Consider the following 12,657-nt stretch of genomic DNA (forward strand, 5'->3'; position numbering starts at 1 on the left):
TGGAGACCCAGTGTGCCAGAGATGTCCCGTGCTTGCCGCTACCGCTCAGAACCGGTGTACGTACGCCGCACCATAGACCAGCGGGTCGATATTGACCGTGCCGATGCGGCTGCCGTTCAAGCGGGCCTCGGTATCGATATCGATCCAGCGCAGGTTGACCCGCAAGGCGCCGCGGTCGCTGAGCTTGAAATCCAGGCCCGCGTGCAAGGCCAGGCCCCACGAATCGTCCAGCTCCAGCTCGCTGCCGGCCAGCGCCCCGCGGGTCTGCGTGTCGAAAAAGCGGGTGTAGTTGAGGCCGGCGCCAAGGAACGGGGAAACCTTGCCCTGGCTGTTGAAGTGATACTGCAGCGAGATCACCGGCGGCAGATGCTTGGTGCTGCCGACCCGGCCCAGGCCGCGCAGGGCGATGTCGTGTTCGAAGGGCAGCGCGGCCAGGACTTCGATGCCCAGGTTGTCGGCGATGAAATATTCGGCGCTGAAGGTCGGCCTGATGTCCTTGCCCACGTCCGCTTCCAGCGTGCCGCCGACCAGGCGTCCATTGTCGGACTTGGGAGCGACCTGGTGGGCGCCGACGGCAACGGCCCAGTCGCCTTTGGTTTGAGCAGATGCGGTGACGGTGGTGAAGCTGGTTGCCAGAGCCGCGAGGAGCAGGGCAGAGCGCATGTGCATAGGACGTCTCGTTGAGTAGGGATGAGTGCAGTGTTCGGCGTTGGGGGGATGACCGCCTTGATCCGGATCAATCCAGTGTCGTGACACGACCGGTGATCCGGAGACAGGCGGCCGTCGTGCGCCGAGGGCGGCAGTGCTGGGCAATGTCTGCATCGCCGTACACCAGTGCGGTGCGTGCAGGACGCACCAAGGCTGGAAGGAGGCGGGCAAAGCGCCGAAGCGGGCGTCGGCCGGGGAGGTGAGCCGACGCCAGCGCGCGTTACCTCGCAGGGAAGCGGTGTGACGCGGCGATCGGCCGGCATTACCTGACCTGGGCGAGCGGTGCTGCGTCCTTTTCCGGCATCGCCGAGCTGTGGTGATTGATAATCAGCCACTTGCCGTCGCGCTTTTCGTAGACGAAGGTGTAGCGCGCCTGCACGTCGCTCTTCTTGCCGTCCTTGTCGGTCAGCGTGAAGGTGTATACGCCGGCGTCCACTGCACTGTCGTCATCGAGCAGGCGCACGGTGCGGTAGTTGACCACGCCCTTCGGCTTCTTGGTCAGAAACAGCTCGAAGTACTTCTCGATCTGCTCGCGCGAGGCGCGCACTTCGTTGGACACGGTCGGCAACAGCACGCCATCGGGCGCATACAGGTCGGCCACCTTGTGCGGGTTGCCGGTCGCCAGGGCCGCGTTCCAGGTATCGAACAGCGCGGCCACTTCGCGCGCTTCCCCATCGGCAGGCAGCGATGCTTTTTCGGTGTAGTGCATGACGCCGGCGGCCAGTGCCGGGGTGGTGGCAAACGCCAGGACCAGAGAGAGCAGGGTGCGATGCATGGGGGAGCCTCCGTGTGGGTGAGTGGGTGCCTTGGTTGGCAGGGCCAGTATCGAAATCCACGGAGGGGAGAAATGCTGCCGTTCGGCATACGGATGAATACGCTTTTCGGCATATTCTTTATAGTATTAAGTTACTGAAATTAATAGAAAATATCCATAGCGAAGATTTTATAGGAGCTGTCGCCACTCGATGCGGTCGCCGCGATGGCTCGGTTGCCGATGTGCGCCATTCAGGGTTGGCTGTGGGATGGGCATTGCCAACCGCGTCGGCCATGCGTCGGGCGGGAGGAGTGTCGTCCCGGTAGCAGTCGCCGCTGCACGGCCGCGCATGGGCGACGCTGCTAGAATGGCGGCCCCTTTCCATCCGCCGCGCTGTCGCGGTCGCAGGAGCTTGTGAACATGGCAATCAAGGTTGGCATCAACGGATTCGGTCGCATCGGACGCAACGTGCTGCGCTCTGCGGTGCAGAACTTCGCCAATGACATCGAGATCGTGGCCATCAATGACCTGCTCGAACCCGATTACCTGGCTTACATGCTGCAGTACGACTCGGTGCACGGCCGCTTCAAGGCCGATGTCTCGGTCGATGGCAACACGCTGGTCGTCAACGGCAAGAAGATCCGCCTGACCCAGGAGCGCGACCCGGCCAACCTCAAGTGGGATGCGGTGGGCGCCGATGTGGTGATCGAATCCACCGGCCTGTTCCTGACCAAGGACACCGCGCAGAAGCACATCGATGCGGGCGCCAAGAAGGTGATCCTGTCGGCCCCCTCCAAGGACGACACCCCGATGTTCGTCTACGGCGTCAACGACACCACCTACAAGGGCGAGGCCATCATCTCCAACGCCTCGTGCACCACCAACTGCCTGGCGCCGCTGGCCAAGGTCATCAACGACAAGTGGGGCATCAAGCGCGGCCTGATGACCACCGTGCATGCGGCCACCGCCACCCAGAAGACCGTGGACGGCCCGTCGAACAAGGACTGGCGCGGTGGCCGCGGCATCCTGGAGAACATCATTCCCTCCTCCACCGGTGCGGCCAAGGCCGTGGGCGTGGTGATTCCCGAGCTCAACAAGAAGCTGACCGGCATGAGCTTCCGCGTGCCGACCTCGGACGTGTCGGTGGTCGATCTGACCGTGGAACTGGAAAAGCCGGCCACCTATGCCGAGATCTGCGCCGAAGTGAAGGCACAGAGCGAAGGCGCGCTGAAGGGCGTGCTGGGTTACACCGAAGACAAGGTGGTGGCCACCGATTTCCGCGGCGAGACCTGCACCTCGGTGTTCGACGCCGACGCCGGCATCGCGCTGGATTCCACCTTTGTCAAGCTGGTGTCCTGGTACGACAACGAGTGGGGCTATTCCAACAAGTGCCTGGAAATGGTGCGCGTGGTCGCCAGGTGATCGGCCGATCCGAATGAAACAAAAAAGCGCCTCCGGGCGCTTTTTTGTTTGCAATCACGCGCGCCGGCAGGCACTTATTCCGCAGCGATCCGCATGTCTTCGCCCTTGCCGGTGACCGCGACCCGGCTACCGACGGCAAGCCCTGCGACGTCCGCACGCGGCTTTGTCACGACCACCTGCGACTTGTTGTCGAAACGGATCTTCAGCATGAAGTACGCGGGGACGCCGTTGCCGACCACCTTCTCGCCCGCCTTGGTGCCGGCATAATTGCCTGCGGCTGCGCCGGCTTCTGCACCAATGCGTGCGTTGGCTTTGAGGCCGATGAAGCCGCCCGCGATGGCGCCAAAGTCCGAGGCTGCGCTCTTGAGCCTCTGGTTGCGTTCGGGAACGTTGTCAGCCTTGTTCTCGATGGGTTCCATTGACGCAATGGTCCCATGTCGCACCGATTGGGCCATGCCTGGGACAGCCAGCACCCCTTGCGTCAGCAAGAGCGTCAGCCATGCGGCATGGCACATCCAGTTCCTTGTTTTCATTCCGTGCGTTCCTTGGTTGGTAGATCGATATCCGGCCGATGGGGCTATCTCTTCTTCGGGCGCCCCCAGCTGCGCACATGGTCGTTGCACTTGCTGCCAGCGAAATCGTATCGGGTGATGGTGCCGCTGGAGTCGGCGATGAAGGTGATTTCGCAATGATGTTGCGCAGGAACGAAGACTTCTTCGCTATGCTGATATTCCTGAAAGATCGGGGTGGGGGCCACGCCATTGCCGCCGCCGACCACGCCGATGACTCCCCCCTGCGTGGACCAGTAGTTGGTGCGGTAGTACGCCTCTGTGCCGAAGTTGTAGGTGTAGGCCGTCTCCAACGTCTCGGTGTTTTCGGCGGTATAGAGTCCTTTGCCGACCGGCCATTGCATGATGAGCTCGCTGGCGTCGTGGCCAATCCAGCTCCGGGCGATGGTTTCGGCGCTGCCGAACACGTCGGCCGATGCCTGCGGTGCGAGCGCCAGCAGTGCGATTGCGCACAGTGCAGGCAGGGAGTGAGGGCGGAAGGCAGTCATGGCGATACATCCTTGCAGGGCGGCGGTGCGATGGGTCCTTGCGAAGCGGGCTCGCCCGTGCGCTGGCGCGTTTTTAGCACTGCAGGCCGCCTTCGGCAAGGACTTGGCGCTGCTGCCTGCACGCCGGCCCGGCGTAGACATTGGCCGGAGCGCATGCCCTAATCTCCGGCCGACCAGCGGTTGTTCCTGCGCTGGAATGGCAGATGACGTACAAGAGCACTCAACGAACTCAAGGAGAGACAAACGTGCAGAGCAGTCGTATGTGGGTGGGAGCCATGGTGCTGACCCTGGTGCTGGCAGGGCTGGCGCCGCAGGCCATCGCCAAGAAGCAGACCGGTACCCCGGCCTGGATGAACGCCGATGGTGAGGTCACCAAGTCGTCCGACGTTGAAGCCGGCTACGGCGAGACGGTCAAGGGCATCAATGATTACGAAGGCGAGATCACCGGCAAGCCGGCGCCCGACAGCAAGTTCACCCAGCTCAAGATCGGCATGCCGATGAAGCAGGTGACCGATCTGATCGGCCAGCCGACCGACCAGGGCGCGTACGTGACCGGCAAGGCGTTCATTCCGTTCTTCTTCGGCGGGGACCGCTACCGTTACGAGATGGCGTACAAGGGCCAGGGCCGGCTGGTGTTTGCCGGCAAGTCCATGGATACCGGCGGCAACCTGATCTGGATTATCCACAACAAGAACGACAGCGGCTACCGCGAATGACTCCTAGACGCCCGGTTTTCCGGGCGTTTTTTTAGGCGAACTGCGAGCAGGGTGGTTGCGCGGTGCGTCTTTGGCCGGGCGGCACGCATGCCGCCGCCAGCTGTAAGCGGCGCGCGTCGGGCGGCCGGTTTGCCGCTGCGGCGCGAAGGTCCGACAATGGGCGCCCCCGTCGCCAAGGCAGTCGCTTGCCCGCCGTGTACGACCGACCACCGTCCCTCCACCGCCCCAGCGGTGGCGGCGCGCATGGTCACGACCCGCGCGCGCGTCTGGGGCACGCTGCGCATCGCGGCTCTTTCGATTCCCCATTCCCCCGACTTAGCGAGCCAAGCCCATGTCCATTGTCCGTATGACCGACCTCGATCTCTCCGGCAAGCGCGTGCTGATCCGCCAGGATCTCAACGTGCCGATCGACAACGGCCAGATCACCTCCGAACAGCGCATCACCGCCTCGGTGCCCACCATCAAGCTGGCGCTGGAAAACGGTGCGGCGGTGATGGTTACCTCGCATCTGGGCCGGCCCAAGGAAGGCAGCTGGAGCGAAGCCGATTCGTTGGCCCCGGTGGCCGCGCGGCTGACCGCGCTGCTGGGCGTGGACGTGCCGCTGGTGCGCGACTGGGTCGATGGCGTGGACGTCGCGCCGGGCCAGGTGGTGTTGCTGGAGAACTGCCGCATGAATGTCGGCGAGGGCAAGGACGACGAGACCCTGGCGCGCAAGTACGCCGCGCTGTGCGATGTGTTCGTCATGGATGCCTTCGGTACTGCGCACCGCGCGCAGGCGTCCACGCATGGCGTGATCCGCTTCGCGCCCGTGGCCGCCGGTGGCCCGCTGCTGATGGCCGAGCTGGACGCACTGGCCAAGGCACTGGACAACCCGGCCAAGCCGCTGCTGGCGATCGTGGCCGGCAGCAAGGTGTCCACCAAGCTGGAGCTGCTCTCCAACCTGGTCAACAAGGTCGACCAGTTGATTGTCGGCGGTGGCATCGCCAACACCTTCATCGCCGCCGCCGGGCATGACGTGGGCAAGTCCTTGAACGAGCCGGATCTGATTCCCACCGCCAACCAGATCGTGGCCGATGCCAAGGCGCGTGGCGCCGAGATTCCGCTGCCCACCGACGTGGTCGTGGCCAAGCAGTTCCTGCCCGATGCACAAGCCACGGTGAAGTCGCTCGATGCTGTCGAAGCAGACGATCTGATTCTGGATATCGGCCCGCAGACCGCGCAGCGCTACGCCGAGCTGATCGCCAATGCCGGTACCGTGGTGTGGAACGGGCCGGTGGGCGTGTTCGAATTCGAGCCCTTCAGCCACGGCACCGAAACCCTGGCGCGCGCGATCGCCGCATCGAAGGCGTTCTCCATTGCCGGCGGCGGCGACACCCTGGCAGCGGTGGACAAGTACGCCATCGCCCAGGACGTCACCTACATCTCCACCGGTGGCGGCGCGTTCCTGGAATTCCTGGAAGGCAAGACCCTGCCGGCCGTGGCCGCGCTGCAGGCGCGCGGCCAGTGAGTGCAGCCACGCTGTTCTTCGATCTGGACGGCACGCTGGTGGATTCGGAAGCGGGTATCGTCGCCAGTATCGCGCATGCCTTCGAGCGGGTGGGCCAGCCCTGCCCGCCGCCGCAGACCTTGCGTGCCTGGATCGGCCCGCCGTTGCGCGACAGCTTCACCGAGTGCTTCCCGGACGATCCGGCGCTGGTGCAGCGCGCGCTCGCTATCTACCGCGAGCGCTACGACGCGGTGGGCTGGACCGAACTGCGCGTGTTCGACGGCATCGGCGAGGTGGTCACCGGCCTGCAACGCGCCGGTCATCGCCTGGCCGTGGTCACCTCCAAGAATGAGCGTTATGCGCGGCGTATCGTCGAGCATCTGCCATTCGGTGCCTGCTTCGAAGAGGTGATCGGCGCCAGCGAAGATGGCGAGCGCCGCTTCAAGCCCGACCTCATCGCCGAAGCGCTGCGACGGCTGGACATCGCCAAGACCGGATGCGTGATGATCGGCGACCGCCGCATGGATATCGAAGGCGCCAATCACCACGGCCTCCACAGCATCGGTGTGTTGTGGGGCTTTGGCGACGCCGCCGAATTGCGTGCCGCAGGCGCTGGCGCCTTGGCGCGAACGCCTGCCGAGCTGATGCAGGTGATCCACGCATGAGCAGCGGGTGTCGGCTTGGCTCGAAGCGTGTCCGGAGCCTGGCTGTTTTCGGCACGCCGAACAGTTTTCGTCGCTGCTGGATCAGGGTAACGGGCACCCGCACTGCCCGCTGCGGTGTGGGTACAGAGGCGCGTACTGTCCCGCACTGTCTGTAGGACATGCCGGAATCAGCGGCGGGCTATGCCGCAATGCCATCCTAGATGCGTGGGGTGTATGTTAAGTTTCGCGGCTTTTACAGGGAGGCCATCATGAAAGAACGTCAACGCCGCACCAAGATCCTCGCCACCCTCGGACCGGCAACGGATGCGCCCGGCGTGCTGGACGCCTTGTTCAAGGCGGGCGTCAACGTGGTGCGCCTCAATTTCAGCCACGGCGACCCGTCCGGCCAGGCCAAGCGTGCCGCCGAGGTGCGCGCTGCCGCCGCCCGCGTCGGTGCCGAAGTCGGCATCCTGGCCGACCTGCCGGGCCCGAAGATCCGTATCGAGCGTTTTGCCGAAGGCAAGATCAAGCTGACCATGGGCGAGCGCTTCGACCTGGTGGCCGATGCCAATGCACCGGCCGGCGACCAGCAGCAGGTAGGCGTGAGCTACCTCGGCCTGCCGCAGGACGTGACCGCCGGCGACGTCCTGCTGCTCGACGATGGTCTGGTGCAGCTGCAGGTGACCGATGTGCAGGGTGCGCGCATCGTTACCAAGGTGTTGAACGATGGCGTGCTGTCCGACCGCAAGGGCTTGAACAAGCAGGGCGGCGGTTTGTCGCTGGGCGCGTTGACCGAGCGCGACAAGGAGCTGATCGGCATCGTCGCCAAGATCGGCGTGGACTTCATCGCGGTGTCGTTCTGTCGCAATGCGCAGGACATGCACGACGCCCGCCAGATCGCCCAGCAGCACGGCTGCGATGCGCAGCTGGTGTCCAAGATCGAGCGCACCGAAGCGATCGACAACTTGGTCGAGATCGTCGAAGCCTCCGACGTGGTGATGGTGGCGCGTGGTGACCTGGGCGTGGAAATCGGCGATGCCGAATTGCCGGGCCTGCAGAAGAAGATCATTCGCGAGTCGCTGGCGCAGAACAAGGTGGTCATCACCGCCACGCAGATGCTGCAGTCGATGGTCGAAAGCCCGATCCCCACCCGCGCCGAAGTGCTGGACGTGGCCAACGCGGTCATCGACGGCACCGATGCGGTGATGCTGTCGGCCGAAACCGCTGCCGGTGCCTACCCGGTGCGTGCGGTGGAAGCGATGGCGCGTATCTGCCTGGGGGCCGAACACCAGTTCGAATTCGATACCGACTTCGAAGCGGCGCAACGCAACCTGCAGCGTGCCGACCAAGCGATCGCGATGGCGACCATGTTCTTGTCCGAGCACATCGGCCTGGGCGGTGTGGTGGCGTTGACCGAATCCGGCGGCACCCCGCGCTTTCTGTCGCGCTTCCGCTCCAACATGCCGATCTATGCCTTCACCCGTCATGACGGCGCGCGTCGGCAGATGGCGATGATGCGGGGCGTGTTCCCGATCAACTTCGACAGCCGTGGCCTGACCCCGCGCGAGGCTGCACGCGCGGCCATCCGCCTGCTGGTGGAGAACGAGCGCATGGGCCCGGGCGACCGCGTGGTGTTCACCAGTGGCGAGCACATGGAGACCCACGGCGCCACCAATACCTTGCGCCTGCTGGAAGTGGGCGAGGACGGTCGCGCCACCGGCCTGGGCGAGCTGTAACCCCTGTCGATGGCACCCGGCGCATGACCTGAGCCGGACGACGCGACACGCAACGGCAGCCCCAGGGCTGCCGTTGTGCTGAGTGGAGATGCCGGGCGCGGGCAAGCGCTCTGCCGTGGGCGGCGTGTTGCTCAACGGCCGGATACGGCGAAGCAAGCAACAAGCTGCACATCATGCTCGGCTTTGCCGATTCCCGATTCCCGATTCCCGATTCCCGATTCCCGATTCCCGATTCCCGTGATGCGAGCCGCGCCACACATCGGGAGAGGCGGATCCGGGTGTAATCGGTTGCAGCCATTCCGTGAAGGAATGCCAGCGACTTTGGTCGCTATACTTTCGTCCTCCCCCGCTGCTGCCACAGGAACTACATGAGCATCGAACAGCTTGCCGAAACCGCCCAGGCCATGGTCGCCCCGGGCAAGGGCATCATCGCCATCGACGAATCGACCAGCACGATCGCCAAGCGTTTTGCCAGCGTCGGCATCGAGAACATCGAAGAAAACCGTCGCGCCTATCGCGAACTGCTGCTCACCACGCCCAAGCTGAGCGACTACATCTCCGGCGCCATCCTGTTCGACGAGACCATCCGTCAAAAGACCAAGGATGGCGTGCCGTTCGCCAAGTACATGACCGACCACGGCATCATCCCGGGCATCAAGGTCGACAAGGGCGCGCAGCCGCTGGCCGGCATGCCGGGCGAGCTGGTGACCGAAGGTCTGGACGGCCTGCGTGCACGTCTGGAGGAGTACTACACGCTGGGCGCGCGCTTCGCCAAGTGGCGTGCGGTCATCAACATCGGCGAAGACATTCCGTCCGGCACCTGCATCGAGGCCAACTCGCATGCGCTGGCGCGTTACGCCGCGCTGTGCCAGGAGCAGGGGCTGGTGCCGATGGTCGAGCCGGAGGTCATCATGGACGGTAGCCACGACATCGAGACCTGCTACGAAGTCACCGAAGCCACGCTGCGCTCGCTGTTCGGCGCGCTGTACGAGCAGAACGTCGTGCTGGAAGGCACCATCCTGAAGGCTTCGATGGTCATCTCCGGCAAGAGCTGCGAAGAGCAGGCCAGCGTCGAAGAAGTGGCCGAGTCCACCGTGATGTGCCTGAAGTCCACCGTGCCGGCGATCCTGCCGGGCATCGTGTTCCTGTCCGGCGGCCAGACCGACGAGCAGTCCACCGCGCACCTCAACGAGATGCACCAGCTGGGCAACCTGCCGTGGCCGCTGAGCTTCTCCTACGGCCGCGCCATGCAGCAGGCGGCGTTGAAGCTATGGTCCCAGGACATGACCGGCAACTACGCCAAGGCGCAGCAGGTGATCTACGAGCGCGCCAAGGAAAACGGCCTGGCAGCACTGGGCAAGTGGAAGGGCTGATCGCTTGATCGCGGCCGCAAGGCCGGAGCGAAGGTCAACGCGAAGACGCCGGCAGTGATGCCGGCGTTTTTTGTTGCATGGGTGGCGGCGTGCGAGCCCTTGGAGCGATGGGCTTGATTGCAGCACGCACCCTGGAAGCTAGCTGCACGCGTGGCATCCGGATGTGGCCTGGCCGTCAGCCGTGCGGCTGCCATGGCACTGCCGCAAGCGCGCCGATTGCCGCTGCCCAAACGCAACGAGCGCCTTGCGGCGCTCGTCATCGCAAGCGTGTGGCCGCGCCGTCAGGCGGCGACCGTGTCCTGCGTCGCCAGGGCCTGCTGGTAGGCCTTGTAGGTCGCCTCGTTATAGGCCACCAGCACGATGTGCTTGGGCACCTTGTGCGAACGCTGCCAATCGCGCGTTTCGGTCACGGCAATGCGGGCGGCCTGGTACAGCGGGTAGCCGTAGATGCCGCAACTGATGGCCGGGAACGCGATCGAGTGCAGTCGCATCTGCTCGGCCAGCTTCAGCGACTGCCAGTAGCAGTTGGCCAGTTGTTCGGGCTCATTGTGTTTGCCGTCGCGCCACACCGGGCCCACCGTGTGGAAGACGTGACGGGCCTTGAGCGCGAAGCCGTCGGTGACACGGATCTCGCCGGTTGGGCAGCGCACGCCTGGACGCACCTGGGGCAGCGCTTGGCAGGCACGCAGCAAGCCTGGGCCGGCGGCACGGTGGATGGCGCCGTCCACCCCACCACCGCCCAGCAACGATTCATTGGCGGCATTGACGATGACGTCAACGTCCAGTTCGGTGATGTCGCCCTGCCAGACTTCGATTTTCATGCGGCGATAATTATGCGATTTGAATGATGAAAGCGTGATGGGGTAAGCGTTGCAGTGGCTGCACGCTAACCTGCATTCATCTCATCGGCTGCGACCGCGCCCAGCACGCGATCGAGCGCCCGGAGCGTCGCTGGTATCGCGGCTGACTCCATCGACCGGAAGAGCGTGCCTGCGCCCGGGGCGCTACAGCCAGCGGCGTACGCGCGCGCAGTAGTCCGCGTATGGGCGGCCGAATTCGGCACGCAGGCGCGCTTCCTCGAACGGAATGACGTAGCGCTGCAGGGCCAGCCACGGCAGCGGGACCAGCAACACGGCCCACAGCTGACCCAGTTGCAGGCACAGCCCGACATGGCTCAGCACCAGGGCGAGGTACATCGGGTTGCGGGTGAGCCGATACGGGCCGTCGAGCACCAGCCGCGAGGGATGGCCGCTGGGCAGGATGGTGGTGCGCCGGCGGGCGAACAGCACCAGGCAGCTCACCGCCAACGCCAGCCCCAGGCAGGCGACGATCCCGCCCGCCAGCTGGATCCATGCCAGCAACGATGGATGCGGTAGCGGCAGTTCCAGTAGCGCCTGCAGCCAGGCCCCCAGGCCGAGCGCCAGCACGAAATGCGCCGGCGAGGTCATCTTCACCAGCCATGGTGCCCGCGCGGCGCCACCGTCGCTGTGTCCACACGCTCCATTGCCCACTACATTGCTCCCCCGCGTCAGGTCGTCATCCTAACGTTTCCTTGACGAGGAGGGGGGCGCGGAAGGCTGGGTCACGGGATCCGGGACCCCAGAAGCCGAAGCGCTCGCGCATCGGTGGTGGGGTCCCGCCGGATGGGTTTTCCGGGTTGCTGCGAGGCGGGGGGCGTGCGACCAAGCGCTTCGCAAGGCTTTGCTCTTCCGGGTCCCGAGTCCCGGGTCCCCGGTCCCCGGTCCCGAAAAAAAGTCACAGCCCAAACCGCCCCCCACACTCCGGGCCTGCTCAGGGCAAGCCAGCCAGCCAGTCGTCGTCGGAGCCTTCGTTGATGTCGGCGAACAGGGGGGTGGAGAAGTAACGCTCGCCGGTGTCCGGCAGCATGGCCAGGATGACCGCGCCGGGCGCGGCGCCTTCGGCCACGCGCAGCGCGGTGGCGACCGTGGCACCGCCGGAAATGCCGGTGAAGATGCCTTCCTCGGCGGCCAGGCGGCGCGCCACGCTGATGGCGTCGGTGTCTTCCACGCTCAGCACCTCGTGCGCGACCTCGCGGTTGAGCACCTCTGGCACGAAATCCGGGGTCCAGCCCTGGATCTTGTGCGGCTTCCAGTCCTGGCCTTGCAGCAGGGCGGCGCCGGCCGGCTCGGTGGCGGTGATGCGCACTTCCGGGCGCGCCACGCGCAGCACTTCGCCCACGCCGGTGAGGGTGCCGCCGGTGCCCCAGCCGGTGACGAAATGGTCCAGCTGGTGGCCGGCAAAGTCGCGCAGGATCTCGGCGGCGGTGGTGTTGCGGTGGTAGGCCGGGTTGGCCGGATTGGCGAACTGGCTGGCCAGGAACCAGCCGTGCTGTTCGGCCAGCTCCTTGGCCTTGCGCACCATGCCGCTGCCGCGCTCGGCGGCCGGGGTCAGGATCACCTTGGCGCCGTAGGCGCGCATCAGCTTGCGGCGCTCGATAGAGAAGGTTTCCACCATGGTGGCGACGAACTTGTAGCCACGTGCGGCGGCCACCATGGCCAGGGCCACGCCGGTGTTGCCGGAGGTGGCTTCCACGATGGTGTCGCCTGGCTTGAGCAGGCCGCGCTGCTCGGCGTCCAGGATGATCGCCAGTGCCAGGCGGTCCTTGACCGAGCCGCCGGGATTGAACGATTCCACCTTGACGTAGAGCGAGACGTGCTCCGGCGCGAGGCGGTTGAGTTTGACCACCGGGGTGCGGCCGATGGTGTCGAGGATGGTGTCGTACAGGGCCATGGGGTCTCCG

13 protein-coding genes are annotated in these 12,657 nt (G+C 65.3%); 6 read left to right on the top strand and 7 right to left on the bottom strand.

Annotation, left to right across the window (positions count from 1 at the left end; all coding sequences use genetic code 11):
- Positions 1 to 45: 45 nt before the first annotated feature.
- Positions 46 to 669, bottom strand: a complete 624-nt coding sequence (locus XcuCFBP2542_RS09780; protein WP_104603395.1) for an OmpW/AlkL family protein — start codon at positions 667 to 669, stop codon at positions 46 to 48.
- Between the two features lie 301 nt (positions 670 to 970).
- Entirely contained in the window at positions 971 to 1,483 is a 513-nt protein-coding gene (locus XcuCFBP2542_RS09785; RefSeq protein WP_104603396.1) for an SgcJ/EcaC family oxidoreductase, read from the bottom strand.
- Positions 1,484 to 1,882: 399 nt separating this feature from the next.
- Between XcuCFBP2542_RS09785 and gap the strand changes: the two genes are divergently transcribed.
- Positions 1,883 to 2,884, top strand: coding sequence for a type I glyceraldehyde-3-phosphate dehydrogenase (gene gap, locus XcuCFBP2542_RS09790; RefSeq protein WP_104603436.1), 1,002 nt, complete (start codon positions 1,883 to 1,885; stop codon positions 2,882 to 2,884).
- Positions 2,885 to 2,958: 74 nt separating this feature from the next.
- On the opposite strand, the gene XcuCFBP2542_RS09795 is transcribed toward gap, so the two are convergent.
- Together XcuCFBP2542_RS09795 and XcuCFBP2542_RS09800 are read right to left on the bottom strand one after the other, a co-directional pair.
- Positions 2,959 to 3,357: a hypothetical protein gene (locus XcuCFBP2542_RS09795; protein WP_104603437.1), complete on the bottom strand. Its 399-nt coding sequence runs from the start codon at positions 3,355 to 3,357 to the stop codon at positions 2,959 to 2,961.
- Between the two features lie 104 nt (positions 3,358 to 3,461).
- Positions 3,462 to 3,941, bottom strand: coding sequence for a hypothetical protein (locus XcuCFBP2542_RS09800; RefSeq protein ID WP_104603397.1), 480 nt, complete (start codon positions 3,939 to 3,941; stop codon positions 3,462 to 3,464).
- 287 nt (positions 3,942 to 4,228) lie between these two features.
- Between XcuCFBP2542_RS09800 and XcuCFBP2542_RS09805 the strand changes: the two genes are divergently transcribed.
- From XcuCFBP2542_RS09805 to XcuCFBP2542_RS09825, 5 genes are all read left to right on the top strand, one after another.
- A complete protein-coding gene (locus XcuCFBP2542_RS09805; RefSeq protein WP_211292994.1) occupies positions 4,229 to 4,657 on the top strand; it encodes a hypothetical protein in 429 nt (142 codons plus the stop codon).
- Positions 4,658 to 4,988: 331 nt separating this feature from the next.
- Positions 4,989 to 6,164 (top strand): phosphoglycerate kinase, encoded by a 1,176-nt coding sequence (locus tag XcuCFBP2542_RS09810; protein ID WP_104603399.1) that lies wholly within the window; start codon positions 4,989 to 4,991, stop codon positions 6,162 to 6,164.
- On the top strand, positions 6,161 to 6,808 hold the full coding sequence (locus tag XcuCFBP2542_RS09815) for an HAD family hydrolase (protein WP_104603400.1): 648 nt from the start codon (positions 6,161 to 6,163) through the stop codon (positions 6,806 to 6,808). Before XcuCFBP2542_RS09810 ends, XcuCFBP2542_RS09815 begins: the two co-directional genes overlap by 4 nt.
- 248 nt (positions 6,809 to 7,056) lie before the next feature.
- A complete protein-coding gene (gene pyk / locus XcuCFBP2542_RS09820; RefSeq protein ID WP_104603401.1) occupies positions 7,057 to 8,523 on the top strand; it encodes a pyruvate kinase in 1,467 nt (488 codons plus the stop codon).
- Between the two features lie 368 nt (positions 8,524 to 8,891).
- Positions 8,892 to 9,896 (top strand): class I fructose-bisphosphate aldolase, encoded by a 1,005-nt coding sequence (locus XcuCFBP2542_RS09825; RefSeq protein ID WP_104603402.1) that lies wholly within the window; start codon positions 8,892 to 8,894, stop codon positions 9,894 to 9,896.
- Between the two features lie 281 nt (positions 9,897 to 10,177).
- Here the strand turns inward: XcuCFBP2542_RS09825 and XcuCFBP2542_RS09830 are convergent, their stop codons facing one another.
- From XcuCFBP2542_RS09830 to cysK, 3 genes are all read right to left on the bottom strand, one after another.
- Positions 10,178 to 10,717, bottom strand: a complete 540-nt coding sequence (locus XcuCFBP2542_RS09830; protein WP_104603403.1) for an O-acetyl-ADP-ribose deacetylase — start codon at positions 10,715 to 10,717, stop codon at positions 10,178 to 10,180.
- 183 nt (positions 10,718 to 10,900) lie between these two features.
- Positions 10,901 to 11,344, bottom strand: coding sequence for a methyltransferase family protein (locus XcuCFBP2542_RS09835; RefSeq protein WP_104603404.1), 444 nt, complete (start codon positions 11,342 to 11,344; stop codon positions 10,901 to 10,903).
- 343 nt (positions 11,345 to 11,687) lie between these two features.
- Positions 11,688 to 12,647 (bottom strand): cysteine synthase A, encoded by a 960-nt coding sequence (cysK, locus tag XcuCFBP2542_RS09840; RefSeq protein WP_104603405.1) that lies wholly within the window; start codon positions 12,645 to 12,647, stop codon positions 11,688 to 11,690.
- Between the last annotated feature and the right edge of the window lie 10 nt (positions 12,648 to 12,657).

The sequence above is a fragment of the Xanthomonas cucurbitae genome (genome assembly GCF_002939885.1).
GTDB lineage: Bacteria > Pseudomonadota > Gammaproteobacteria > Xanthomonadales > Xanthomonadaceae > Xanthomonas > Xanthomonas cucurbitae.